Origin of the sequence: Tropicibacter oceani (assembly GCF_029958925.1) — a bacterium.
Lineage (GTDB): Bacteria > Pseudomonadota > Alphaproteobacteria > Rhodobacterales > Rhodobacteraceae > Pacificoceanicola > Pacificoceanicola oceani.
On record NZ_CP124616.1, the window covers coordinates 3,849,581 to 3,873,403 of the forward strand.

23 protein-coding genes are annotated in these 23,823 nt (G+C 64.3%); 10 read left to right on the plus strand and 13 right to left on the minus strand.

What is annotated here, in order from left to right; translation table 11 throughout:
* Positions 1-5: 5 nt before the first annotated feature.
* Positions 6-893, minus strand: a complete 888-nt coding sequence (locus QF118_RS18465; protein ID WP_282300505.1) for a cation diffusion facilitator family transporter — start codon at positions 891-893, stop codon at positions 6-8.
* A gap of 106 nt (positions 894-999) precedes the next feature.
* Positions 1,000-1,425, minus strand: a complete 426-nt coding sequence (mscL, locus tag QF118_RS18470) for a large conductance mechanosensitive channel protein MscL (RefSeq protein ID WP_282300506.1) — start codon at positions 1,423-1,425, stop codon at positions 1,000-1,002.
* Between the two features lie 142 nt (positions 1,426-1,567).
* Between mscL and QF118_RS18475 the strand changes: the two genes are divergently transcribed.
* A complete protein-coding gene (locus QF118_RS18475) occupies positions 1,568-2,269 on the plus strand; it encodes a glutathione S-transferase family protein (RefSeq protein WP_282300507.1) in 702 nt (233 codons plus the stop codon).
* A 61-nt stretch (positions 2,270-2,330) separates the two neighbouring features.
* On the opposite strand, the gene QF118_RS18480 is transcribed toward QF118_RS18475, so the two are convergent.
* The gene (locus QF118_RS18480; protein ID WP_282300508.1) at positions 2,331-2,780 is read right to left on the minus strand and encodes a YtoQ family protein; all 450 of its coding nucleotides are present in this window, start codon (positions 2,778-2,780) and stop codon (positions 2,331-2,333) included.
* A 210-nt stretch (positions 2,781-2,990) separates the two neighbouring features.
* Between QF118_RS18480 and QF118_RS18485 the strand changes: the two genes are divergently transcribed.
* Positions 2,991-3,458 (plus strand): hypothetical protein, encoded by a 468-nt coding sequence (locus QF118_RS18485; RefSeq protein WP_282300509.1) that lies wholly within the window; start codon positions 2,991-2,993, stop codon positions 3,456-3,458.
* Between the two features lie 76 nt (positions 3,459-3,534).
* Here the strand turns inward: QF118_RS18485 and QF118_RS18490 are convergent, their stop codons facing one another.
* The 3 genes from QF118_RS18490 to QF118_RS18500 all read right to left on the minus strand — a co-directional run bounded on the left by QF118_RS18490 (position 3,535) and on the right by QF118_RS18500 (position 8,003).
* Positions 3,535-6,042, minus strand: a complete 2,508-nt coding sequence (locus tag QF118_RS18490) for a GcvT family protein (protein ID WP_282300510.1) — start codon at positions 6,040-6,042, stop codon at positions 3,535-3,537.
* Between the two features lie 444 nt (positions 6,043-6,486).
* Positions 6,487-7,434 carry a hypothetical protein gene (locus QF118_RS18495; RefSeq protein WP_282300511.1) on the minus strand — a complete coding sequence of 316 codons (948 nt, stop codon included), beginning with the start codon at positions 7,432-7,434 and terminating at the stop codon, positions 6,487-6,489.
* A gap of 161 nt (positions 7,435-7,595) precedes the next feature.
* A complete protein-coding gene (locus QF118_RS18500; RefSeq protein WP_282300512.1) occupies positions 7,596-8,003 on the minus strand; it encodes a hypothetical protein in 408 nt (135 codons plus the stop codon).
* A 218-nt stretch (positions 8,004-8,221) separates the two neighbouring features.
* Between QF118_RS18500 and QF118_RS18505 the strand changes: the two genes are divergently transcribed.
* The 7 genes from QF118_RS18505 to rpe all read left to right on the plus strand — a co-directional run bounded on the left by QF118_RS18505 (position 8,222) and on the right by rpe (position 15,560).
* Positions 8,222-9,268, plus strand: a complete 1,047-nt coding sequence (locus tag QF118_RS18505) for a rod shape-determining protein (protein ID WP_282302512.1) — start codon at positions 8,222-8,224, stop codon at positions 9,266-9,268.
* A gap of 91 nt (positions 9,269-9,359) precedes the next feature.
* Positions 9,360-10,289, plus strand: a complete 930-nt coding sequence (gene mreC / locus QF118_RS18510; RefSeq protein ID WP_282300513.1) for a rod shape-determining protein MreC — start codon at positions 9,360-9,362, stop codon at positions 10,287-10,289.
* Positions 10,282-10,821 (plus strand): rod shape-determining protein MreD, encoded by a 540-nt coding sequence (locus QF118_RS18515; RefSeq protein ID WP_282300514.1) that lies wholly within the window; start codon positions 10,282-10,284, stop codon positions 10,819-10,821. The genes mreC and QF118_RS18515 overlap by 8 nt, the downstream gene beginning before the upstream one ends.
* The gene (gene mrdA / locus QF118_RS18520; protein WP_282300515.1) at positions 10,818-12,734 is read left to right on the plus strand and encodes a penicillin-binding protein 2; all 1,917 of its coding nucleotides are present in this window, start codon (positions 10,818-10,820) and stop codon (positions 12,732-12,734) included. The genes QF118_RS18515 and mrdA overlap by 4 nt, the downstream gene beginning before the upstream one ends.
* Entirely contained in the window at positions 12,731-13,870 is a 1,140-nt protein-coding gene (rodA, locus tag QF118_RS18525; RefSeq protein ID WP_282300516.1) for a rod shape-determining protein RodA, read from the plus strand. Before mrdA ends, rodA begins: the two co-directional genes overlap by 4 nt.
* Positions 13,871-14,806 (plus strand): 2-hydroxyacid dehydrogenase, encoded by a 936-nt coding sequence (locus QF118_RS18530; protein ID WP_282300517.1) that lies wholly within the window; start codon positions 13,871-13,873, stop codon positions 14,804-14,806. It begins immediately after the preceding gene.
* 70 nt (positions 14,807-14,876) lie between these two features.
* Positions 14,877-15,560 carry a ribulose-phosphate 3-epimerase gene (gene rpe / locus QF118_RS18535; protein WP_282300518.1) on the plus strand — a complete coding sequence of 228 codons (684 nt, stop codon included), beginning with the start codon at positions 14,877-14,879 and terminating at the stop codon, positions 15,558-15,560.
* 62 nt (positions 15,561-15,622) lie between these two features.
* On the opposite strand, the gene QF118_RS18540 is transcribed toward rpe, so the two are convergent.
* Genes QF118_RS18540 through QF118_RS18560 form a run of 5 tightly spaced genes read right to left on the minus strand, consistent with a single transcriptional unit; the run spans position 15,623 to position 20,342 of the window.
* The gene (locus tag QF118_RS18540) at positions 15,623-16,024 is read right to left on the minus strand and encodes a PaaI family thioesterase (RefSeq protein WP_282300519.1); all 402 of its coding nucleotides are present in this window, start codon (positions 16,022-16,024) and stop codon (positions 15,623-15,625) included.
* Entirely contained in the window at positions 16,017-17,039 is a 1,023-nt protein-coding gene (locus QF118_RS18545; protein WP_282300520.1) for a phosphotransferase family protein, read from the minus strand. The genes QF118_RS18540 and QF118_RS18545 overlap by 8 nt, the downstream gene beginning before the upstream one ends.
* Positions 17,039-18,274 carry an acyl-CoA dehydrogenase family protein gene (locus tag QF118_RS18550; protein ID WP_282300521.1) on the minus strand — a complete coding sequence of 412 codons (1,236 nt, stop codon included), beginning with the start codon at positions 18,272-18,274 and terminating at the stop codon, positions 17,039-17,041. The genes QF118_RS18545 and QF118_RS18550 overlap by 1 nt, the downstream gene beginning before the upstream one ends.
* Complete coding sequence (locus tag QF118_RS18555; protein WP_282300522.1) at positions 18,275-18,718, minus strand: MaoC family dehydratase; 444 nt, start codon at positions 18,716-18,718, stop codon at positions 18,275-18,277.
* Positions 18,708-20,342, minus strand: coding sequence for a long-chain-fatty-acid--CoA ligase (locus QF118_RS18560; protein ID WP_282300523.1), 1,635 nt, complete (start codon positions 20,340-20,342; stop codon positions 18,708-18,710). The genes QF118_RS18555 and QF118_RS18560 overlap by 11 nt, the downstream gene beginning before the upstream one ends.
* A gap of 98 nt (positions 20,343-20,440) precedes the next feature.
* Here QF118_RS18560 and QF118_RS18565 point away from each other — a divergent pair, with 98 nt between their 5' ends.
* Positions 20,441-21,451 (plus strand): NADP-dependent oxidoreductase, encoded by a 1,011-nt coding sequence (locus tag QF118_RS18565; RefSeq protein ID WP_282300524.1) that lies wholly within the window; start codon positions 20,441-20,443, stop codon positions 21,449-21,451.
* Between the two features lie 3 nt (positions 21,452-21,454).
* Here the strand turns inward: QF118_RS18565 and QF118_RS18570 are convergent, their stop codons facing one another.
* Together QF118_RS18570 and QF118_RS18575 are read right to left on the minus strand one after the other, a co-directional pair.
* Positions 21,455-22,996 carry an ATP-dependent DNA helicase gene (locus tag QF118_RS18570; RefSeq protein ID WP_282300525.1) on the minus strand — a complete coding sequence of 514 codons (1,542 nt, stop codon included), beginning with the start codon at positions 22,994-22,996 and terminating at the stop codon, positions 21,455-21,457.
* A gap of 96 nt (positions 22,997-23,092) precedes the next feature.
* Positions 23,093-23,731: an acyl-homoserine-lactone synthase gene (locus tag QF118_RS18575; RefSeq protein WP_282300526.1), complete on the minus strand. Its 639-nt coding sequence runs from the start codon at positions 23,729-23,731 to the stop codon at positions 23,093-23,095.
* Positions 23,732-23,823 lie beyond the last annotated feature (92 nt).

Sequence of the window (23,823 nt, forward strand, 5' to 3'; positions counted from 1 at the left end):
CCGCGCTACAGAACCACGATGCCCGAGTGCTTTGCCTTGTGCTCGGGCTCGACGTGGATGGTGACGGTACACTGACTGATGGCGGCCTTCAGGGCCGCCTCGAGCCGGTCACAGATGTCATGGGCTGCGTCCACGCTCATCTCTCCGGGGACGACAAGGTGAAATTCCACAAAGGTCGCGCTGCCGGCGTGGCGCGCCCGCAGATCATGCGCCTCGACCGCGCCGTCGGCATTGGCGGCGATCAACTCTCGCATTTCATCCAGATCGGCCAGCGGCACGGATTCGTCCATAAGCCCGCCGACCGAGGCACGGATCACCTGCCAGCCCGACCACAGGATGTTCACCGCCACCGCCGCGGCCAGAACCGCGTCCAGCCAGAACCAGCCGGTGACGATGGCCAACAGGACCCCCGCCGTCACCCCGACCGAGGACACCACGTCGGACAACAGGTGCTTCCCGTCCGCCAGCAAGGCAGGCGAGCGTAGCCGCCGCCCCTGCCGCAACAGGATCCAGCACCAGGCGGCATTGATCACCGAGGCCAGAAGGTTCACCGCAAGGCCCGGCCAGGGCCGCATCAGGACCGGCGGGTTGAACAGCGCGACCGAAGCGGCGCGCAGGATGAACACGGCGGCGATGACGATCAGAACGCCTTCGAGAACGGCGCTGAAATACTCGGCCTTGTGGTGGCCAAAGGGGTGCCGTTCATCCGCCGGGATTGCCGCGACACGCACCGCCCAAAGCGCCGCCAGCGCGGTGGCGACGTTCACGATGCTTTCCAGCGCGTCGGACATCAGAGCGACCGATCCGGTCATCTGCCAGGCCACGGTCTTGATCGCCAGAACGACGAAGGCGACAGCGACGCTGCCAATGGCAAGTTTGATGGTCTGGGTCATGGAATGGCTCCGGGCGCGCCTGCGTCATAGCCAATGACACCCCCGGTGCGCAACCAACGAAAAAGGCCCGCCACGTGGGGCGGGCCTTTGGATGCTGCTGCGGCGCTTACTTCTTCAGGGCGTCGCGGATTTCCAGAAGCACGTCCAGCTGGGTCGGGCCTGCGGGCGCCTCTTCTGCTGCGGTTTCTTCTTTCTTGGCGGCGGCGTCCTTGACGCGGTTGACCATCTTGACCAGCATGAACACCACGAAGGCGATGATCAGAAAGTTGATGATGGCCATCACGAAACGGCCCACTGCAAAGATCGGTGCGCCGGCTTCTTCGGCGGCGGTAATCGAGGCATAGTCGTTGCCATCCAGCGCATAGAACCAGCCCGAGAAATCCATGCCGCCGGTGAACAGCGCGATGATCGGGTTGATGATGTCGCCGACCAGCGATGTCACGATCGCGGTGAAGGCGGCGCCGATGATGATACCAACGGCCATGTCCATGACATTGCCCTTGGCGATGAAGGCCTTGAATTCTTGAAGCATTGTATTCCCCACTGTCCAAGGGGCCGCTTGTCGTGCCCCATGGTTCCTAATAGACGTTTATGATGTCTGACTGCACGAAAAAGATGCATCCCGCATGAGGGAATAAATTGCCGGCATTCCCCGCCAAACACAGGAGCCTTCGATGACCGACCTGGCCGATTTCCCGGTGACGCAGCGCTGGCCCGCCCGGCACCCGGACCGGATACAGCTCTATTCCTTTCCGACGCCGAATGGTGTCAAGGCGTCCATCGCGCTTGAGGAAACGGGCCTGCCCTATGAGGCGCATCGCGTCACCCTGTCGGATACGGATGTCAAAAGCCCCGAATACCTGTCGCTGAACCCCAACAACAAAATCCCGGCGATCATCGACCCGAACGGCCCCGGCGGGCAGCCCCTGGCGCTGTTCGAAAGCGGGGCGATCCTGATCTACCTGGCCGAGAGATCGGGGATGCTGTTGGGGGACAGTCCGGCGCGGCGGCTGGAAATCCTGCAATGGCTGATGTTCCAGATGGGCGGCGTCGGTCCGATGTTCGGCCAGCTTGGCTATTTTTTCAAATTCGCCGGAACGCAGATCGAGGATCCCCGCCCGCGTGACCGCTATATCAATGAGGCGCGGCGCCTGCTGAAGGTGATCGAAGGGGCACTGGAGGGGCGTGACTGGATCGCCGGGGACTATTCGATCGCGGATATCGCGCTGGCGCCCTGGCTACGGGCGCTGGAGATCTACGGCGCGCGCGAGGTGGTGGGCTGGGCCGATCACCCCAATTGCGTCCGCTACCTGGAGCGGTTCCTGGCGCGCCCGTCGGTGCAGGTCGGGCTGAACACGCCCCCGCGCGAGGGCTGACAGGGCGGGACATGGGGGGCCAGCCCCCCAGACCCCCCGGGATATTTGCGGCACAAAGAAATCAGGACGGGAGCGCGCCCGTCAGCACGTAGCGCAGGATTTCGACGACCTGCTGCGGCGTGCGGGTGACGGCGAGGGCGGCGGCGTCGACCTCTTTGAGGGCGTGGTCGTGATCGGGTTGTTGCAGGATGATCAGCGATTTGCCCAGCGCGGCGGCATAGCCCGCATCGAAGGCGGCGTTCCATTGCTTGTACTTGTCGCCAAAGCGCACGACGACCACGTCGGCATCTTGCAGGCCTTTGCGGGTTCTGACGGCGTTGATCATCGCGCCCTTGTGGTCGTGCCAGTACTTGTTGGGTTCCGCGCCCAGGATGGCGACGCCGCAATCGTCGCTGGCGGCGTGATCGGTGACCGGAGCGGTAAAGGTAATGTCCAACCCCTGCGCGCCCTTGATGATCTGTTCGCGCCAGTCGGTGTGGATTTCGCCGGACAGGTAGACGTTCAGGCCCATGGTGGCCTCCTTTATGGTGTGGTTGGCCGCTAGCGGCCGGGATGCCGATAACCTATGGGCATTGCCCGGGATGACAACCACCCGTCATTGACGCGGCGCGAATTGCGGATGGTGGCGGCTGGCGAAAGCCGGGCGTTTTTCGCGTATTGCCGCTGTTGCAATGGATCAAGGCGGCGCAGGAAGCGGGGAAATCAACCGCAGGAGCCTGCCATGTCGTCCATCCTTTCCACCATCCCGCTTTGGGTCTTTCCGCTGCTTTTGGGCCTGATCGTTCTGGGCCTGCGTGCCCTTGGGGATCGGTCCAGCCCGGTGCTTGTGATCTATGCGCTGCCGCTGCTGGGGCTTTTGTCGCTGAACACCGCGTCGCGATTGGGTTGGGCTGCGGTTCTGGCGCTGGCACTGGCCTGGGTGGTGGGTGCGGGGCTGGGCCATGCGGCGCAACCCAAGTGGACGGTGTCGCGCAGCGCCAGGCGGGTTGTCCTGCGCGGTGAAGCCGTGACCATGGTCACGATCCTGACGCTGTTCGTGGTCAATTTCGCTGTCGGGATGACGCAGGGGATCGCGCCGGACCTGGCGGGCGGCATCCTGTTCGCGGCCGGCTACGGATCCATCGCCGGCCTGTTGTCCGGCAGCCTGGCAGGGCGGGCCCTGTCCGTCTGGCGGACACCGCTGAGTTGATCCGGCAGCGCCCCGTCTGTGGCGCTGCTTGTCGTGCAGTCTGCGGGCCAGAGCCGGCCTGACCCGCAGCCCTTTGTCAGCCGTCCTTGCGGATAACGTCGTTCCCGGGGTCATAGGGGCTGTCGCAGGTGACGGTGGCATCCCAGAGCTGGTCCAGCATCTTGACCTTCAGCCTGGTTCCTTCGACGGCCATTTCGGGTTTGACGTACCCCATGCCGATCGACTTGCCGAAAGCCACGGAATAGCCGCCCGAGGTGAGGCGCCCGACGCGGGTGCCTTCGGGGGTATAAAGCGCCTCGCGGCCCCAGGGGTCGGCGTCGGCGGGTCCGTCGATCAGCAGGGTGCAGCACTTGGACCGGATGCCGGTGGCCTCCAGCTCGGCCTTGCCATGGAATTCCTTGGACAGGTCGACAAAGCGCGGCAGGTCCGCCTCGAGCGGGGTCGCGTCGCGGCCCAGTTCGTTGCCAAAGGCGCGATAGGATTTTTCCTGACGCAGCCAGTTCTGCGCCCGTGCGCCGACCAGTTTCAGCCCGTGCTTTTCGCCTGCTTTCAGCAGCTGATCCCAGAGGTAATTCTGCATTTCGATCGGGTGATGCAATTCCCAGCCCAGCTCGCCGGTATAGGCGACGCGGATGGCGCGCACCGGGCACATGCCCAATTCGATGTTGCGCATGGTCAGCCAGGGGAACCGCTTGTTCGACAGGACGGTTGCGGGATCGGCATCCTTGACCAGTTCGTTCAGCACGTCGCGCGATTTCGGACCGGCGATGGCGAAAACGCCCCACTGGGTCGTGACGTCCTGAATTTCGATATAGCCGAATTCGGGGGCTTTGTCCTGCGCCGCCTTGCGCAGGAAATCCGCGTCATAGGCTGTCCAGGCGCCTGCGGAGACAAGGTAGTATTCGTCCTGCGCCAGCCGCACGATGGTGTATTCGGTGCGCGTGGTGCCCTTGGATGTCAGGGCGTAGGTCAGGTTGATCCGGCCGATGCTGGGCAGCTTGTTGCAGGTGAACCAATCCAGAAATTGGGTCGCGCCGGGGCCCTTGACCACGTGCTTGGTAAAGGCGGTGGCGTCGATCAGGCCGGCGGCCTCGCGCACGGCCTTTGCCTCGTCCACGGCGTATTGCCACCAGCCGCCGCGGCGGAAACTGCGCGAATCGTGGTCGAAATTCTCGGGCGCATCGAGCGGGCCGTAATAATTGGGGCGCTCCCACCCGTTGACGAAACCGAACTGCGCGCCCAGCGCCTTTTGGCGGTCATAGACCGGCGCGGTGCGCAGGGGTCGGCAGGCCGGGCGTTCTTCGTCCGGGTGGTGCAGGATATAGACGTGATCGTAGCACTCTTCGTTCTTGCGTGCGGCGAATTCGGTGGTCATCCAGTTCTGGCCATAGCGCTTGGGATCAAGCGAGGCCATGTCGATCTCGGCCTCGCCGTCCACCATCATCTGGGCCAGATAATAGCCGGTGCCGCCTGCGGCAGTGATGCCAAAGCTGAAGCCCTCGGCCAGCCACATGTTGCGCAGGCCCGGCGCGGGGCCGACCAGCGGGTTACCATCGGGGGTATAGCAGATCGGACCGTTGAAATCGTCCTTGAGGCCGCTTTCTTCGCAGGACGGAATACGGTGGATCATCGCCATGTACTGGCTTTCGATCCGCTCAAGGTCCAGCGGGAAAAGATCGGCGCGGAAGCTGTCCGGCACGCCATATTCAAAGACCGCCGGGGCGTTTTTCTCGTAGACGCCCAGGATCCAGCCACCGCGTTCCTCGCGCACATAGCTTTGCGCATCTGCGTCGCGCACCACGGGATGTTCCTTGCCACCCTCGGCGCGGTATTTCACCAGCGCGGGGTCCTGATCCATGACGATGAACTGGTGTTCGACCGGGATCGCCGGGATCTTGATGCCCAACTGGCGGGCGGTGCGCTGCGCGTGGTTGCCGCTGGCGGTGACCACGTGTTCGGCGGTGATGACCACCTGTTCGTCCGACGCCACAAGGTTGCCGCCCTTTTCCACCATCTTCGAACAGGTCACCTCCCAATGGGTGCCGGTCCAGTGATAGGCGTCGGCCTGCAGTTTGCGGACAATCTCGACCCCGCGCTGGCGGGCGCCCTTGGCCATCGCCTGCGTCACGTCGGCGGGGTTAATGTAGCCATCGGTGTTGTGGTACAGCGCGCCTTTCAGATCGTCGGTGCGGATCAGCGGCCAGCGGGCCTTGATTTCATCCGGGGTCAGCCATTCGTAGGGCACGCCGCAGGTTTCTGCGGTCGAGGCGTAGAGCATGTATTCATCCATGCGTTCCTGCGTTTGCGCCATGCGCAGGTTGCCGACCACGGCAAAGCCGGCGTTCAGCCCGGTTTCCGCCTCGAGCGTCTTGTAGAAATCGACCGAGTATTTGTGGATATGCGTCGTGGCAAAGGACATGTTGAACAGCGGCAGCAGCCCCGCCGCGTGCCAGGTTGACCCGGATGTCAGCTCGTCCCGTTCCAGCAGCATGACGTCGTCCCAGCCCGCTTTCGCAAGGTGATAGGCAATCGACGTGCCAACGGCACCGCCGCCGACAACTAGGGCTTTGACTTGGGTTTTCATGGGCGTGTCGCTCCGGTCACTCAGATGGTTGAGTGACGTTTACAAGACCCAGCGATTTTCGCACCACCCAGCCGACATTTGCAGGTTCAAAACCGACTTGGCGCGCGAAAAGCGGCGCGCAGGCGAGGCGCGGCAGCGCCAAAGGGCGTGGTGCGGGATTCGGCCGAAAGGAAATGGTGTTCTGCGGTTTGTTCTGGGCGTCGGAACATCAGTATTCGTCAGGGACCTGCGATCAGACGTGGCAATCCCATCCGGCAGGTGCATCGTGCAGGGTCGGCTGGATCATCAACGATTTGCGAAACATCAGTCCGACGATGCCGCCAACGTCCAGCCGGTTGATCACGCTGGCCACGTATGCGGGCCGCCGCGCCAAAGCCCAGTGCGATCACACCCGCAATGGCAAAGGCGACTTTCATCGTCTGGTCAATTCAGGGCGGCGCGCCGTCAGTCGACCCAGGCGCAATAGCGTTTGTCGTCTTGGGTCAGGCAGACCTCTTGTTCGCCGCGTGCACGCGCTCCGCCCTTCATGCGGTCCAGCTTGAGTTCGATGCGCTGCAGTTCCTCTTGGTGGCGGCGCTTGGCGGCCTGCTCTTGCCGTTTCAACTCGGCGGTGAGTTCCTGTTGCCGTTGCGCCGGGGCGTCACCTGTCGGGGCGTCGACCAGGGCGCGCAGATCATCATAGCGGATGCCCTTCAGGACACGGCCAACCGCCGCCAGGCTGGCATTGCTGCGCACGGTGATTTCCAGTTCCTCGCCGATTTTGGCGCGCAACCGGCGCGCCTTTTTCTCCGAGTTGCTCCAGCTTTGGCGCTCGCTGAACGCCACGCCGCTGTAGGCTTTGACAACGCGGTATGACCCGCCATCGACGCTTGCAACGTTTTGGGAAATGCTGGCGAACATGCCGGATCGGCCGGCGGGTTTGGGATCGACGAAACGCGCCGACAGAATGACCATGTCGCCGCCGCGCGTATAGACCCAGGCGCGTTTGGAGCGGGCCAGATCGCGCCCCGCGCCCACCGCCGTGTCAAGGGCCTTCATCGCCTGGTAGGACGGGATGGCCTCGATCTCGGACATCATGTCCTGTTCGGTCTGGCTGACCGCGCGTTTGGGGCCGTCCAGGTACTCTTCGTGCGCGCGGGTCCATTCCACACGCTCCCACCCGGCGGGGGCATCGGGGAAATAATCGCGCAAGGGCCCGTCGCGCCGCGCCTCGAGCCGCGCGCGCCGCGCCGCCGCCTTGCCGCGTTCGACAAAGCTTTGGGTCCAGCCGCTGAGCCCGAATTCACCGGGCGAGACCCCGGCATAGACCGCCTGGCGCATGTAATCGGTGGCCCCTAGTGAAAACAGCCCAAAGATGATCGCGCTGACCGCCCCTATGACAAGACGAAACATGGCCGCCCTCCTGATTGCCGTTGTTGCCCCAAAGGAAACAGGCAAACAGGGCAACAGAAGGGCAAGGCCCCGACAATTTTGGGCGTTTTTTCAGCAATTCCAACGCCGCCCCCCTGCACGAGGACCACGCCATGCCACGCGATTGTTGCGCAATCCGCGGCTCAGCAACCGTAGAGATAGGTGAACACCAACCGGTCCGTGGTCATCCGCCCTGTCGGCTGGCAGCCGGAATAGACCTCGCGCGTGCCTTCCAGAACAACCCTGAGAGGATTGTGCCAGACCGGCCCTTCGACCCAGTATTCCAGCGGATTGCCCATGCAGGACGATGAAAAGACCCGCGCCGTCCCGGCGTACCAATCGCCGTTCTTGGTGCCGTTGAACAACAGCGTCCCCGACTGCACCCCGGACGACCACAGCGCCTGCCGGGGGGATTCGTAATAGAACCAGCGGTTCGGACCATCATCGGCCAGCCGCATCACGGACCCGTTATGATCCCAGCAGGAATCGGCAAAAACCGCCCCGGGAATGGCCACAAGCGTGGCCAGCAATGTCTTGAAAAATCGGTGCATGTCACCCTCTCTCAATGGATTTGTGGAATGCGGCCAAGTCTGTTCCCCCTGCCCCGACCTGTCAAAGGTTGTTTGTTGCGCAAAGCGTCATGCTGCGGCGGTTTCACGCTGATTTCAGGGATTCTTGCCCTTTTCCCCCAATGCCAGCGGTCCTATAAGGGCATCTGGTCCGGACCCGGGGGGTCGCGGGCCTTTCTACAATTTGAGGCAGGTCTATGATGTTCGGACTGGACAAACTACTCGGCGCGTTTTCGGCGGATATGGCGATCGATCTCGGGACGGCGAACACGCTGGTCTACGTGAAAGGGCGCGGTGTCATCCTGTCCGAGCCGTCGGTGGTGGCCTACCACGTCAAGGATGGCGTCAAGAAAATCCTGGCCGTGGGCGAGGACGCCAAGCTGATGCTTGGACGGACCCCCGGCAGCATCGAGGCGATCCGCCCGATGCGCGAAGGCGTGATCGCCGACTTTGACACCGCCGAGGCGATGATCAAGGCGTTCATCCGCAAGGTTCACAAGCGCAGCACCTTTTCCAAGCCCAAGGTCATCGTCTGCGTCCCGCACGGCGCGACCCCGGTTGAAAAGCGCGCGATCCGCCAGTCCGTGCTGTCCGCCGGTGCGCGCAAGGCGGGCCTGATCTCTGAACCCATCGCCGCAGCCATCGGCGCGGGGATGCCGATCACCGATCCCACCGGCAACATGGTCGTCGACATCGGCGGCGGCACCACCGAGGTGGCCGTGCTGTCGCTGGGCGACATCGTCTATGCCCGCTCGGTCCGCGTGGGCGGTGACCGCATGGACGAGGCGATCATCAACTACCTGCGCCGCCAGCAGAACCTTTTGGTCGGCGAATCCACCGCCGAACGGATCAAGACCAGCATCGGCACCGCCCGCATGCCCGACGACGGGCGCGGCAGCTCCATGCAGATCCGCGGCCGCGATCTGCTGAACGGCGTGCCCAAGGAAACCGAGATCAGCCAGGCCCAGGTGGCCGAGGCCCTGTCCGAACCCGTCCAGCAGATCTGCGAAGCGGTGATGACGGCGCTGGAAAGCACCCCGCCCGACCTGGCCGCCGACATCGTCGACCGCGGCGTCATGCTGACCGGCGGCGGCGCGCTGCTGGGCGATCTGGACCTGGCCCTGCGCGAACAGACCGGCCTGGCCGTGTCGATCGCCGATGAACCGCTGAACTGCGTGGCCATGGGCACTGGCAAGGCGCTTGAATTCGAAAAGCAGCTGCGCCACGTGATCGACTACGACAGCTGATCCCTGACGCACGGAAATTTGCACATGTGTGCGCCGTTCCAGTACACTCTTGGCCAGTACACTCCTGGCATTTCCATCCCTCGGAGGCTCCGTGGCCTACGACCGATCCAGCGATGATTTCACCACGCCGCTAAAGCGCCTGCTTTTCGCGATCCTGGCGCTGTGCCTGCTGGGCACATTCCTGCTGTGGCGAATCGACAGCCCGCGCGTCGAACGGTTTCGCGCGCGCGTTGTCGATGCCGTGGTTCCCAACATGGATTGGGCCATGGCGCCGGTGACCGGCGCGGTGAACATCCTGCGCGATTTCCAAAGCTATCAGCGCATCCACGAACAAAACCAGGAACTGCGCCGCGAATTGCGCCAGATGACCGCCTGGAAAGAGGCCGCCCTGCAGCTGGAGCAGGAAAACGCCCGGCTGCGCGATCTGAACAACGTGCAGCTGGACCCGCGCCTGACCTATATCACCGGCGTCGTGCTGGCCGACAGCGGCAGCCCGTTCCGGCAATCGGTGCTGATCAACGTCGGCAGCCGCGACGGCATCGTCGATGGCTGGGCCACCATGGACGGGATCGGCCTTGTGGGCCGGGTGTCCGGCGTCGGCAAGCAGACCAGCCGCGTGATCCTGCTGACCGATACGACCAGCCGCATCCCGGTGGAAATCCAGCCATCGGGACAGCGCGCGCTGGTGGTCGGCGACAACACCGCCGCGCCGCCCATCGACTTTCTGGAAAACCCCGACCTGGTGCGCCCGGGCGATCGCATCGTGACCAGCGGCGACGGAGAGGTCTTTCCGCCCGGACTGGTTGTTGGCCAGGTCGCGCAGGACCCGGGCGGCCGCCTGCGCGCCCGGCTGGCGGCGGATTACGAGCGCCTGGAATTCCTGCGGGTGCTGCGCGATCACGGCGCGCGCCGGGTGTCCAGCCCCAGCGCGCTGATCCTGCCGCGCGACTTGCCCGATGCGGGCGATCCTGCGGATGATGCCGCAGCAACGCCCGAAACGGATACCCAGCCCGATGGTTGAACGCGGCCCCGGACATATCTGGGCCATGCGCGCCGCCTACCTGGCGCTGGCGCTGCTGGTGATGTTCATGCACCTGCTGCCGCTGCAAACCACGCCGCGCCACTTTGCCGGACCCGACTTACTGGTCGCGCTGACCTTTGCCTGGGCGCTGCGCCGGCCCGACTATGTGCCGGCGCTGCTGATCGCCGGGGTCATGCTGCTGGCCGACATGCTGTTCGGGCGGCCTCCGGGGCTTTGGGCGCTGCTGGTGCTGGTGGCGTCCGAATGGCTCAAACGGCGGGACCGGCGGATGCGCGACACGACCTTTGTTGCCGAATGGCTGACCGTCGCCATGATCCTTTTTGCGATCACATTGGCGTACCGGACGGTGCTTGGCCTCTTGATTGTGCCCGGTGGAGCGCTTTTCTTGACAGTGATGCAATTCGCCATGACGGTGATTGCCTATCCCGTGATCGTCGCCATTTCGCATGTGGTGCTGCGGGTGCGGCGGTCGGCCCCCGGTGAGATCGATCCAATGGGACGCAGCACATGAGACGCACACCGCGTGAAACTGCCGAAAGCGCCCTGCGCATTTCCCGACGCGGGCTGATCCTGGGCGGGACACAGTTGGCCTTTGCCGGGGTGCTGGCCCTGCGGATGCGGCACATGCAGGTCGACCAGGCCGATGAATTCCGCCTGCTGGCCGAAGAAAACCGCATCAACATCCGCCTGATCCCCCCCGCGCGCGGCCGCATCTTTGACCGCAACGGGCTGGTGATCGCCGAGAACGAGCCGACCTATCGCATCACCTTGGTGCGCGAAGATGCCGATGACGTCGACGCGGTGATCGCCCGCCTGTCCATGCTGGTCGAGCTGGACGAGGACGACTTGAACCGCGCCCAGGCGGAAATGAAACGCACCGCGCCCTTCTTTCCGGTCACCGTCGCCGACCGCGTCAGCTGGGAGGACATCAGCCGCGTCGCCGTGAACGCCCCTGCCCTGCCCGGCGTCACCCCCGAAGAAGGCTACAGCCGCGTCTATCCGATGCGCGATACCTTTGCCCATGTGGTCGGCTATGTCGGCCCGGTGTCCGACCGCGACCTGTCGCGGTTCGAAGACCCGCCGCCGCTGCTGCGCATCCCGCGGTTCCAGATCGGCAAGGTCGGTGTCGAATCCAAGTTCGAGGAAGAGCTGCGCGGCAATGCCGGCGCCAAGCGGGTCGAGGTCAACGCCGTCGGCCGCGTCATGCGCGAACTCGACCGCCGCGAGGGCGAGGCAGGCGCCGACATCCAGCTGACCGTCGACAGCGGGTTGCAGGAATACGTCAAGGCGCGCCTGGGCGAGGAATCTGCCAGCGTCGTGGTGATGGACCTGGAAAAGGGCGATCTGCTGGCCATCGCCTCGGCGCCGTCCTACGATCCGAACAAGTTCGTGCGCGGGATCTCGGTCGCCGATTACAGCGAATTGCGCGACAACAACCACCGCCCGCTGGCCTCGAAGACGGTGCAGGATGCCTATCCGCCCGGCTCGACCTTCAAGATGGTCACCGCCCTGGCCGCGATGGAGGCGGGCGTCGTCGGCACCGAGGACACCGTCTGGTGCCCCGGCCATATGGAGGTCGGATCGCGGCGCTTTCATTGCTGGAAACGCAGCGGCCACGGCCACATGAACCTGGAAACCGCCCTGCGCGAAAGCTGTGACGTCTATTTCTACGACCTGGCCCTTAAGGTCGGGATCGAAAACATCGCCGCCATGGGCCGCAAGCTGGGCCTTGGCGAAGCGCATGACCTGGAAATGTCCGCCGTCACCGCCGGCTTGATGCCCGACAAGGCCTGGAAACTGCGCGAACGCGGCAGTGCCTGGGTTATCGGCGACAGCGTCAACGCCTCGATCGGTCAGGGCTTTGTGCTGACCTCGCCGCTGCAACTGGCGGTGATGAGCGCGCGCATCGCCACCGGGCGCAGCGTCACCCCCCGCCTGGTCAAAAGCATCAACGGCATCGAAACCCCGCATCGCGGCGGCACCAGCATCGGGCTGAACGAAAACCACCTGCGGCAGGTGCGGCGCGGCATGTACGCGGTGACCAACGACCGGCGCGGCACCGCCTATCGGTCGCGGATCATCGGCGAAGGATACCGGATGGCGGGCAAGACCGGCACGGCGCAGGTGCTGAACCGGATCGTCAAGAACGACGCGCCCTGGGAAGAACGCGACCACGCGCTTTTCGTCAACTACGCCCCCTACGAGAACCCGACCATCGCGGTGTCGGTGGTGGTCGAACATGGCGGCGGCGGGTCGACCGCGGCGGCTCCGATTGGCCGCGACGTGACGCTTCAGGCGCTTTATGGGGGCGATCCGCCGCTGGATGCCTATCCGACCGGGCTGCGCGCCGAAATCGAGGCCCAGCAGGAACGGCTGGCCCGCGAACGCGAGGCCCGCATCGCCGAACGGAACAGCCGCGCATGAGCTATCTTGAGTATTCCATCAAGACGGTCCCGACCGGCTGGCGCAAGATCCTGCACCTGAACTGGCCGCTGGTGGTGCTTTTGACCGCCGTGGCCAGCGTCGGGTTCCTGATGCTGTATTCCGTTGCCGGGGGCAGCTTCACGCCATGGGCCGAACCGCAGATGAAACGCTATGGGCTGGGGCTTGCGGCGATGTTCTTCGTCGCCATGGTGCCGATCTGGTTCTGGCGCAATATCGCGCTGGTTGCCTATCTTCTGGCGCTGTTCCTGTTGCTGCTGGTCGAATTCTTCGGCGCCATCGGCATGGGGGCCCAGCGCTGGATCGACCTTGGCTTCATGCGCCTGCAACCCTCAGAGTTGATGAAGATCACGCTGGTCATGTTCCTGGCCGCCTATTACGACTGGCTGCCCCTGAACAAGACCTCGCGCCCGCTGTGGGTGCTGCTGCCGATCATCTTCATCCTTTTGCCGACCTTCCTGACGCTGACCCAGCCCGACCTTGGCACTGCGCTTTTGCTGGCCGTGGGCGGCGGGCTGATGATGTTCCTTGCGGGTGTGCACTGGGCCTATTTCGCGACGGTCATTGCCGCCGGGGTCGCGGGCATCTGGGCCGTTTTCGAAAGCCGCGGCACGGAATGGCAGTTGCTCAAGGACTATCAGTTCCGCCGGATCGACACCTTTCTTGACCCGTCCTCGGACCCGCTGGGATCGGGCTATCACATCACCCAGGCCAAGATCGCCATGGGATCGGGCGGCTGGACCGGGCGCGGTTTCATGCAGGGCACGCAATCGCGCCTGAACTTCCTGCCGGAAAAGCACACCGATTTCATCTTCAACACCCTTGCCGAGGAATTCGGGTTCATCGGCGGCATATCGCTGCTGGCGCTTTACGTGCTGGTGGTGGTGTTCTGCATCTTTTCGGCGATCCAGAACAAGGACCGGTTTTCGTCGCTGATGACGCTGGGCATCGGGCTGACCTTTTTCCTGTTCTTTGCCGTGAACATGTCAATGGTCATGGGTCTGGCGCCGGTGGTAGGGGTCCCTTTACCATTGGTGAGTTATGGCGGATCGGCCATGCTGGTGCTGATGATCGCCTTTGGCCTGGTTCAAAGCGCCCATATCCACAGGCCCCGATAGATGACTGCACATATCCTTTTTTCGGCCCATGCCTCGCGCTGGGACCTTTACGAAGCCCCCCTGAAAGAAGCGCTGGATGCGGCCGGGGTCGACTATGTCCTGGCGACACAGATGCCGCCCGAACAGGTGGATTACATCGTTTACGCGCCAAATTCGGATGTGCAGGACTTTACCCCCTTTACGCAGCTCAAGGCGGTTCTGAACCTTTGGGCCGGGGTCGAAGGCGTGGTGGGCAACCGGACCCTGCGGGTCCCGCTGGCCCGCATGGTCGACGAAGAGGGCCTGACCCAGGGCATGGTCGAATGGGTGACAGGGCACGTGCTGCGCCACCATCTGGGCATGGACGCGCATATCGTGAACCCCGACCACCGGTGGGACCCTGTCGCGCCGCCGCTGTCACATGAGCGGCCCGTGACGATCCTGGGCATGGGGGCGCTGGGGCGCGCCTGCGCGCGGGCCCTGCGCGGCCTTGGTTTTCCGGTCACCGGTTGGAGCCGGTCCGAAAAGCGTGTCGCGCACGTGCGCTGCCTGCATGGTGACGAAGGTTTGGCACAGGCGCTGCGCGGGGCGCAGATCGTCGTGCTGTTGCTGCCTGCGACGCCGCAAACCGACAGTATCCTGAACGCATCCAGCCTGAACCTTCTGGCGCCCGGCGCGGTGGTGATCAACCCGGGACGCGGCCCGCTGCTCGACGACGACGCCCTGTTGCAGGCGCTGGACGACGGCCATGTCGGCCATGCCACGCTGGATGTTTTCCGGGTCGAGCCATTGCCGCAAGACCATCCGTTCTGGGCGCATCCCAAGGTCACCGTGACGCCGCACATCGCCTCGGAAACCCGGCCGCCGTCGGCATCACGTGTGATTGCCGAGAATATTCGCCGCGGCGAGGCGGGGCTGGGTTTTCTGCACCTTGTCGATCGCGACGCGGGCTATTAAGCCGGGGCAACACCACCATGAGGCCCCGGATCAGGTCCGGGGCGCGTCCCGTGGTCAAGGAGGCCGTGCAATGACTTTCAACCGTTCCATCAAGATCGCCCCGTCGATCCTGTCCGCCGATTTCGCCGACTTCGGCCGCGAGATCCAGGCCATCGAGGCACAGGGCGCCGATTGGGTGCATGTCGATGTCATGGATGGGCATTTCGTGCCGAACCTGACCTTTGGCCCGCCTGCGGTGAAGGCCTTTCGCCCGCATGTGAAGACCTTCATGGACGTGCACCTTATGATCTCGCCGGTCGATGCCTATATCGACGCCTATGCCGATGCCGGCGCCGACATGCTGACCGCCCATATCGAGGCGGGGCCGCATATTCACCGCACGCTGCAGGCCATTCGCGGCGCGGGCATGAAGGCGGGCGTGGCGCTGAACCCCGGCACCCCGGCCGAGGCGGTTTCGGATCTGATCGACATGGCCGACATGGTACTGGTGATGACGGTCAACCCCGGGTTCGGCGGGCAAAAGTTCATCGACATGACGGCCAAGGTTCGCAAGATCCGCCAGATGATCGGCGACCGCGAGGTGCATATCCAGATCGACGGCGGCGTGGATCCGGTGACCGCGCCCCTGGTTGCGGCGGCGGGCGCAGACGTGCTGGTGGCGGGATCGGCCGTTTTCCGGGGCGGGTCGGTTTCGCAGCCCGAGGTTTACGGCCAGAACATCGCGGCCATTCGGGCGGCAGCGCAGGGCGTTTGAGGGCGGTACGTGGGGGCCAGCCCCCACACCCCCGGAGTATTTGACCCAAGAAGAAGAGACGCTCAGGCGCCTTTGCGGTAGCGGAAGGTGCCTGTGCCCTTGGCGATGAGTTCGCCGGTTTCGTCGCGGATCTCGCCCTCGGCGAAGAAGGTGCTTTTGCCGCCGCCGGTCTGGCGGCCCTCGGCAAGGAACAGCGTGCCGCGCGGGCGCGACAGGTATTGGACGTTCAGGCTGAGCGTCAGGCACATCTGCAGGCGGTCCGGATCGCCCGTCCAGCAGCCCGCATAGCCCATGACCGTATCGAGCAGCGAGGCGTGGATACCGCCGTGCGGGTTGCCGTGGCGGTTCATGGTGTGATCGACCAGCGGCAGTTGGAATTTGGAATAGCCCTGCGACCAGTCCAGCATTTCCATGCCGATATGGGCGGCAAAGGCGTAGGGGGCTTCGCGGAAGCGATCATCCATGGCTGTGGCGGGCCTCCAGCCCCAGTTCGGCAAAGCGGGGGACGAAGCCCCCGAGTTTCAAGCCTTTTTCCGGGTTGGCCGCATTGCCGTCAAGGGCGCGTTTCTTGACGCCTTGCAGGATCGCGGCCATTCGGAAGAAGGCGAAGGCGACGTAGTAGCCGAAATTGTCGATCCCGGGCAGGCCGCGCAGGGCGCAGTATTGCGCGACGAAATCCGAATCCGAAGGCAGGCCCGCGCCGGCGCGGTCGATGCCGGCCAGCCCGCGGCCTTCGCTGCCGGGAGGCAATTGCCATTGCATGATGACCCCGGCGAGATCGGCGTAGGGGTGGCCAAGGGTGGACAGCTCCCAATCCAGCACGGCACGGCATCCGGTGCCACCGGGCGCAAACAGCATGTTGTCGATGCGGTAATCGCCGTGGACAAGGGTGCGTTGACCGTCGTCAGCAGGCATGTTGGCGCCCAGCCAGTCGATCAGCGCCTCCATATCCTTGATCGGGTCGGTTTCGCTGGCCCGGTATTGTTTTACCCAGCGGGCGAATTGCCTTTCGTAATAGCTGCCCGGTGGGCCAAAATCGGTCAGGCCGGTGGCGTCCAGATCGACGTCATGGATCGCCGCGAGGACGCGCGCCATTTCGGCAATGATGGCGGCGCGGGTTTGCGGGGTTTCCTCTGGCATGGACGGATCGACAAAGCTGCGCCCCTCGACGTGGTCCATGATGTAGAACATCGAGCCGGTCACGGCCTCGTCCTCGCAGAGCGCATGCATCCGGGCGACGGGCACGGCGCTGCCGGCCAAGGCCTTTTGCACCCGGTATTCGCGATCGACCGCATGGGCCGATTTCAGCAGCACACCGGGCGGTTTGCGGCGCAGAACGTAAGTCCCCGACGGGCTGTCCAGCCGAAAGGTCGGGTTGGATTGGCCGACCTCGAATTTCGTGGCGCGAAGCGGGCCTTGAAAGCCCGCGACGTGGCGCGCCATCCAGTCCGCCACGGCCTCAAGCTGGGCGGACTGCATCAGATCTTCTCGTTCACGTGTTTGCGCAGTTCGGCCCGGGCCACCTGGCGGCGGTGCACCGCGTCGGGACCATCGGCAAAGCGCAGGGTGCGCACGTGGGTCCACATATGGGCAAGGTCATAATCCTGCGAAATGCCGCCCGCGCCGTGCAGTTGCATCGCCTCGTCGATGACCTTGCCGGCCATCAGGGGGGCGATCACCTTGATCTTGGAAATCCACGGCTGGGCGGCGCGCACCCCGGCGGTGTCCATCATCCAGGCCGCTTTCAGGCATAGCAGCCGGGCCATTTCTATCTCCATCCGGGCATTGGCGATGATGTCGTAATTGGCGCCAAGGTCGCTGATCCGTTTGCCGAATGCCTCGCGGGCAAGGCCGCGCTGGCACATCATCGACAGGGCCTTTTCGGCCTGCCCGATGGCACGCATGCAGTGGTGGATGCGCCCCGGTCCAAGCCGGCCCTGCGCCACCTCGAACCCGCGCCCTTCACCCAGCACGATATTGGCGGTGGGCACCCGGACATTGGTGAACCGGATGTGCATGTGCCCGTGCGGTGCGTCGTCCTGGCCAAAGACATGCATGGGGCGCAGCACTTCGATCCCCTCCAGATCGGGGTCAAGCACGAACATGGTGTGGCGCGAATGCTTGGCCGCATCCGGATCGGTGCAGGCCATCAGGATGTAAAGCCCGCAGCGCGGATCCCCCGCCCCGCTGATCCACCATTTTTCGCCGTTCAGGATGAAATCATCGCCGTCGCGCCGCGCCTCAAACGCCAGTTGCGCGGCGTCAGAGGAGGCGACGTCGGGCTCCGTCATCACATAGGCCGAACGGATGTCGCCGTTCAGCAAGGGGGCGAGCCAGCGGTCTTTCATCCACTGTTCGCCGTAGCGTTCCAGCACCTCCATGTTGCCGGTGTCGGGGGCGTTGCAGTTGAACACTTCGGCGGCGATGTGGACCTTGCCCATTTCCTCGGCGAGATAGGCGTATTCCACGGTGCTGAGGCCATAGCCCCGGTCGCTGCCGGTCAGCCAGAAGTTCCACAGCCCGCGGTCGCGCGCCCTGGCCTTGAGGCCACCCAGGATTTCCAGCTGCCGGTCGGTGTGTTTGAACCGGTCGCCTGACGGATGCTTGCCCACTTCGGCGTGGAACTCGGCGTCCAGCGGGGCGATCTCGTCCTCGATCATGCGCCGAACCTGTTCGATCAGCGGTTTGACCCGCTCTGTCATGCCAAGGTCCATTCAGTCCTCCAGAAAAAAGCGTGTGATCCAGTTGGCGGCCAGCGCCGGGCGGTCCTGGTCTTCGATTTCGATGATCACGTCCCAATGCACATCCAGCGCGCCTTCGGGTTCATCGACCGAGGCAACGGTGAACACGCCGCGAATGCGTTTGCCCACGCGCACCGGGCTGATAAAGCGGATGCGGTCAAAGCCATAGTTCACGCTGCTGGCGACCCCGGGCAGCGTGCCCACGACCTGATAGGACATGGCCGACAGCATCGACAGGGTCAAAAACCCATGCGCCACAGCCCCGCCAAAGGGGGTTTCGGCGGCGGCGCGGGCATCATCCAGGTGGATCATCTGCCAGTCTTCGGTGGCATCGGCAAAGGCCTGCACGCGGGCGGCGTCCAGGGTGAACCAATCGGTTGTGGTCGGGGGCTTGCCCCGCAGATCGTCAGCCAGCATCGGGCAGCTCGTAGCCGTCAAAGCGCTGGCGCAGCGTCAGTTTCGACACCTTGCCGGTGGCGGTCAGAGGCAGGTCCTCGACGCATTCCATCGCATCGGGCAACTGCCATTTCGCCACGTGTTCCAGCATCATCTGGTGAATTTCGGACAGATCGGGGGGATCGTCCTGATCGCGGGGCACGACGATCAGCAGGGGGCGTTCGTCCCATTTGGGGTGGGCAATGGCGATCACCGCGCAATTGGCCACCTTGGGGTGGGCCATGGCGATGTTTTCCAGGTCGATCGAGGAAATCCATTCGCCGCCCGATTTGATCAGGTCCTTGGCGCGGTCTTGGATGTACAGGAACCCGTCGGGGTCGATGCTGGCCACGTCGCCGGTGCCGAACCAGCCCTGGCTGTCCAATGCTTCGTGGCTGGCTTCGGGGTTGTTGAAATAACCCGACACGATGGTGTTGCCGCGCACGAACAATTCGCCCACCGCCTTGCCGTCCTGCGGCAGGGTCCGGCCCTGATCATCGACGATCTTGAGATCGACACCAAAGACCCGGCGGCCTTGCTTGGACTTGATCGCCATGCGTTGGTCAAAGGGCAGATCCTGCATCGAATGCGACAGCTGCCCGTGGGTGCCGACCGGGCTCATTTCCGTCATGCCCCAGGCGTGGCAGACATCGACGCCGCGCTTTTCAAAGAACTCGATCATGGCGCGCGGCGCGGCGCTGCCGCCGATCACCAGCTGGTCCAGCGCCGAAGGCATGGCGTCGCGCTTGTCGATTTCCCCGCGCAGACCCAGCCAGACCGTCGGAACACCCCAGCTGGCGGTGACTGCCTCGGACTGCATCAGGTCGAACAGCGACGCGCCGTCCAGCTTGCCGCCGGGCATGATCAGCGAGGCGCCGACAATCGGCGCGGCATAGGGCAGACCCCAGGAATTGACGTGGAACATCGGAACCACTGGCAGGATGCGCGCGCCTTCGTGCAGGCTGCGCGGCACCGAAATCGCCAGGTTCATGGCGTGCAACACGGTCGAGCGGTGGCTGTACAAGGCGCCCTTAGGGTGGCCCGTCGTCCCCGAGGTATAGCACAGCCCCGATGCGGTTTCTTCGGGCAGGACCGGCCAGTCATGGCTGTCGGGCTGGCCTTCCAGCAGCTCTTCGTAACACAGCCAGTCCAGGGGGCTGGCGGGCATATGCGCCCGGTCGGTCAGGGCCACCAGTTTCAGACCCTTGGGAAGGTGATCGGCCAGCGCCTCGACCATCGGGACAAAAGTCAGATCGACGCAGAGCACCTTATCCTCGGCATGGGCGATGATATACAGCATCTGTTCGGCGCTCAGGCGCGGGTTGATCGTGTGGCAGATCGCCCCCATGCCGCTGCTGGCGTAATAAAGTTCAAAGTGGCGATAGCCGTTCCAAGCCAGGGTCGCGACGCGGTCCCCCTGCCCGATGCCGATCCCGGCCAGCCCATGCGCCAGTTGCGCGGTGCGCCGGAACGCCTCGGCATAGGTTTCGCGGTGCAGATCGCCCTCGGTCCGGACCGAAACGATTTCCGCGCCTGGATGTGCCTCGGCGCCGTACCGCAAGATCTCGATGATCGAAAGCGGCATAGTCATCATCATGCCTTGCATCTGGCCCTCCCCTTGCCGTCTGCTGACGTGCCACTACAGTGGCCAAGTTGTTGCCCATAGCGCAACCCGTTTCACAAAAGATGACGTCAGGAAGCTTCATGTCCAGCCAGATGCGCCGTATCGCCCTTGCCCGCCGCCCCACCGGGCTGCCCGTCCCCGAGGATTTCGCCTTTGAAACCGGCCCTGTGCCAAAACCCGAGGCCGATCAGGTGCTGGTCGAGGTCACGCATCATTCGCTGGACCCCTACATGCGCGGCCGCATGGACGACGCGGGCAGCTATGCCGCCTCGCTGGCGCTGGGGGAAACCATGATCGGCCAGGGGGTTGGCCGGGTTCTGGCCTCGGATGTCGAGGGCATCGCCGAGGGCGACATGGTCACCGGCATGACCGGCTGGGCCAGCCACGCGGTCCTTCCGGGCAATCAACTGCGGGTGCTGGATGACAGCGTGCCGGCCACAACCGCGCTGGGTGTGCTGGGGATGCCCGGCTTTACCGCCTGGAAAGCGCTCGAGGTCTATGGACGCCCCAAGGCGGGCGAAACGCTGGTGATCGCCGCCGCCACCGGGCCGGTCGGCGCGACCGTCGGGCAATTGGCCAAGGCCGCCGGGCTGCGCACCGTCGCCATCGCCGGCGGCGCCGCGAAATGCACCCTGGCGCGCGACAGTTTCGGCTTTGACGCCGCGATAGATCACCATGCCTTTGACGACGCCCGGTCGCTGCGCAAAGCGCTGGCACAGGCCTGCCCGGACGGCGTCGACATCTACTGGGAAAACGTCGGCGGCAAGGTTCTAGAGGCGGTGATGCCGCTGATGAATGTCGGCGGGCGCGTCCCGGTCTGCGGCACCATCGCCTGGTATGGCGGCGGCAGTTCGGACAAGCTGCCGCAGATCTGGCGCACGATCCTGACCAAGCGTCTGTCGGTCAACGGTTTCATCATCTTTGACCATTGGGATGGTTTTCCGGCGTTCCTGACAGACATGACCCCAAGGGTCGCCAAGGGCGAAATCGCCTATCTCGAGGACATCACCGAAGGGCTGGAAAACGCGCCCGAGACCTTTATCGCGATGCTGACGGGCGGCAATACCGGCAAGACGATCATCAAGGTGTAGGGATCACAGAAAGCCGGGGGATTCGCTTTCGGCCTCCAGCGTCAGCGGCGCCGGGGTGCCCCCCAGATCGTCGATGCGCAGCCCGTCCGTGGGCCGCGACAACCGATTGCGCACCACCCACAGCAGCCGCGTCTGGGCGCGGGTGATCGCCACATAGGCCAGCCGTTTCCAAAGCGGCTGGCCCGCCTCGGTCCGGCCCATGCGCGCGGCGGCATAAAGATCGGGCGCAAAGACCTGTACATCGTCCCACTGGCTGCCCTGCGCCTTGTGGATCGTCACCGCCGCCCCATGCAAAAAGGTCGCCCCCATGCGCGCGGCATAGGGGATAAAGGGTTCTTCCTCGTCGGGTTTTTCGACCTTGACGATCGACGCGGCCGAAACCTGCGGTTCCGGCGCGCCCACCACATGCAACCGCGAGAACCCCGGCTTGCGCCCCGGCCCCAGATAGATCACCTGCGCGCCCTTGATCAGGCCGCGCGCCTCAAGGTCCAGTCGTTTCTTTCGGTGTTTCAGCGGCAGTTCGATACCGTCGCAGATCAACGGCTCTCCGGGCAAAAGCTCGGTCTCTGGCGCGCCATGGACCGAGCGAAAGGCGTTGATCAGCCGGATGCGGGTGGCATTGCGCCAGACCAGCACGGGGCTGCGCGCCATCAGGTCGACCTCGACCCGCTGCGCCCAGACCACGCGATCATCCTGCGCGGCCTTCGCCTCGATCATGCGCTCAAAGTCTTCAAAGCCCAAGGCCGGGTCGGCCAGCGCATGGGCCAGATCCAGGATCGGGTTGTCGGCCGCCTGCCGGTGCACCCGGTGCAATTCCAGCTTTTGTTCGTCCTTCAACCCGTCAAAGACCAGCTTGCCCGACTGGTTCACCGGCGCCAGCTGAGCGGGATCGCCGAACAGCACGAGGTTTGGGAAAATCTCTTTGAGATCATCGAACTGACGATCATCGAGCATCGAGGCTTCGTCCACCAGCCCGATGTCCAAGGGCTCTTCCCGCCGTTTCCAGCCGGTGATGAAATCGCTGCCGCGCAGGCCAGCCGCCGCCAGTGCCGCAGGGATCGACTTGTGCTGCTCATAGCTGGCCTGCGCCCGGGCAAAACCTTCGTCGGTCAGCTCTTCGAGGTCGGGGCGCTCGCCCTCGCCCATCAGCCACTCGGCCAGCTTTTCGTATTCGGGATCGTAGACCGGGGTATAGATGATGCGGTGGATCGTCGTGGCGGGTACGCCGCGCATGCGCAGCACGCTGGCGGCCTTGTTCGTGGGGGCCAGAATGGCCAGCGTCCGGCGATCCTTGCGCGGCTTGCCTTCGTAGTCGCCCGACACGGTTTCCACCCCGGCCGCCTCGAGCGCCTTGACCAGTTCGGCCAGCAACAGCGTCTTGCCGCTGCCCGCCTTGCCCATCAGCGCCATGACGCGGCTGCGCCCTTCGGCGGCGGGCAGGCAAAGACCGTTGTGCAGATCGACACCGGCGTCGCGCAAAAGTTCGGACACCTTGTCAAAGGCAAGGGCCTGATCGTCGGAAAAGATGATGGCTGGGGCGTTCATCCGGGCACATTACCTGCGCCTTTCGCCCCATGCCAGACCCAGATATGGCCCTGGCAGCCAAAAGGGGGGCATTGCCCCCCAAGGCGGCCGTCAGGATCAGGCGGCCGCAAGTTCCCGGGTCTGGAAGACATGGCCAAAGGACATTTCGAACCAGCGCTTTGACATCTCGATCGAGACGCCAGCACTTTTGGCGACCTTGGCCTGGGTTTCGGGGGTGAATTCCCAGATGCCGACGCTGATCGCCTCGCGGCCTTCGCCGACGGTGCCCAGTACCTCGGGGGTCGATCCGATGCGGCGGAAGACGCGGACCATGTGGGCAAAGATCACCCCGACGAAATGCTCGACGCCGAATTCTTCCATGACATGGCCACCGGCCAGCATCAGCGCAGCCGCCACGCCGGGCTTGGCGCCCCGGGCCAGACAAAACCGGGTGCATTCCCAGATCAGCGGGCTTTTGACCGTCACACCGTCCGTCAGATGGGTGAAGTGATCGTTCACCATGGTCGGTCCCATGGTCGGCATCAGCCGCAGCGACCCGCCATGGGTGCCGTCGGGGTTCTGATAAATGATGTACAGCGGGTTTTCGTGATCGTATTCATCCCGCTCAAGCCCATCCTCGTCGACAGACACATCCCAGTCGTGGCGCGATTTGAACTGCGCCGCGCGGTCTTCGAACATGGTGCGTGCCAGACGCGGGAACTTGTGAAGGTCTTCGCCATAGATGTAACGGATCATTGTGTTTTTCCCCTGAACGAAAGTCGTTGATGGGGAAAATCTGATCGAGCCAGGTTAACGACACTTAACCCGATCGCACGCGGGTCTAAGCA

Bases quoted from the DNA above. Each gene is read 5' to 3' on its own strand.
- QF118_RS18465 (WP_282300505.1), bottom strand. From the start codon at position 893: ATGACCCAGACCATCAAACTTGCCATTGGCAGCGTCGCTGTCGCCTTC.
- mscL (WP_282300506.1), bottom strand. From the start codon at position 1,425: ATGCTTCAAGAATTCAAGGCCTTCATCGCCAAGGGCAATGTCATGGAC.
- QF118_RS18475 (WP_282300507.1), top strand. From the start codon at position 1,568: ATGACCGACCTGGCCGATTTCCCGGTGACGCAGCGCTGGCCCGCCCGG.
- QF118_RS18480 (WP_282300508.1), bottom strand. From the start codon at position 2,780: ATGGGCCTGAACGTCTACCTGTCCGGCGAAATCCACACCGACTGGCGC.
- QF118_RS18485 (WP_282300509.1), top strand. From the start codon at position 2,991: ATGTCGTCCATCCTTTCCACCATCCCGCTTTGGGTCTTTCCGCTGCTT.
- QF118_RS18490 (WP_282300510.1), bottom strand. From the start codon at position 6,042: ATGAAAACCCAAGTCAAAGCCCTAGTTGTCGGCGGCGGTGCCGTTGGC.
- QF118_RS18495 (WP_282300511.1), bottom strand. From the start codon at position 7,434: ATGTTTCGTCTTGTCATAGGGGCGGTCAGCGCGATCATCTTTGGGCTG.
- QF118_RS18500 (WP_282300512.1), bottom strand. From the start codon at position 8,003: ATGCACCGATTTTTCAAGACATTGCTGGCCACGCTTGTGGCCATTCCC.
- QF118_RS18505 (WP_282302512.1), top strand. From the start codon at position 8,222: ATGTTCGGACTGGACAAACTACTCGGCGCGTTTTCGGCGGATATGGCG.
- QF118_RS18515 (WP_282300514.1), top strand. From the start codon at position 10,282: ATGGTTGAACGCGGCCCCGGACATATCTGGGCCATGCGCGCCGCCTAC.
- mrdA (WP_282300515.1), top strand. From the start codon at position 10,818: ATGAGACGCACACCGCGTGAAACTGCCGAAAGCGCCCTGCGCATTTCC.
- rodA (WP_282300516.1), top strand. From the start codon at position 12,731: ATGAGCTATCTTGAGTATTCCATCAAGACGGTCCCGACCGGCTGGCGC.
- QF118_RS18530 (WP_282300517.1), top strand. From the start codon at position 13,871: ATGACTGCACATATCCTTTTTTCGGCCCATGCCTCGCGCTGGGACCTT.
- rpe (WP_282300518.1), top strand. From the start codon at position 14,877: ATGACTTTCAACCGTTCCATCAAGATCGCCCCGTCGATCCTGTCCGCC.
- QF118_RS18540 (WP_282300519.1), bottom strand. From the start codon at position 16,024: ATGGATGATCGCTTCCGCGAAGCCCCCTACGCCTTTGCCGCCCATATC.
- QF118_RS18545 (WP_282300520.1), bottom strand. From the start codon at position 17,039: ATGCAGTCCGCCCAGCTTGAGGCCGTGGCGGACTGGATGGCGCGCCAC.
- QF118_RS18550 (WP_282300521.1), bottom strand. From the start codon at position 18,274: ATGGACCTTGGCATGACAGAGCGGGTCAAACCGCTGATCGAACAGGTT.
- QF118_RS18555 (WP_282300522.1), bottom strand. From the start codon at position 18,718: ATGCTGGCTGACGATCTGCGGGGCAAGCCCCCGACCACAACCGATTGG.
- QF118_RS18560 (WP_282300523.1), bottom strand. From the start codon at position 20,342: ATGCAAGGCATGATGATGACTATGCCGCTTTCGATCATCGAGATCTTG.
- QF118_RS18565 (WP_282300524.1), top strand. From the start codon at position 20,441: ATGTCCAGCCAGATGCGCCGTATCGCCCTTGCCCGCCGCCCCACCGGG.
- QF118_RS18570 (WP_282300525.1), bottom strand. From the start codon at position 22,996: ATGAACGCCCCAGCCATCATCTTTTCCGACGATCAGGCCCTTGCCTTT.
- QF118_RS18575 (WP_282300526.1), bottom strand. From the start codon at position 23,731: ATGATCCGTTACATCTATGGCGAAGACCTTCACAAGTTCCCGCGTCTG.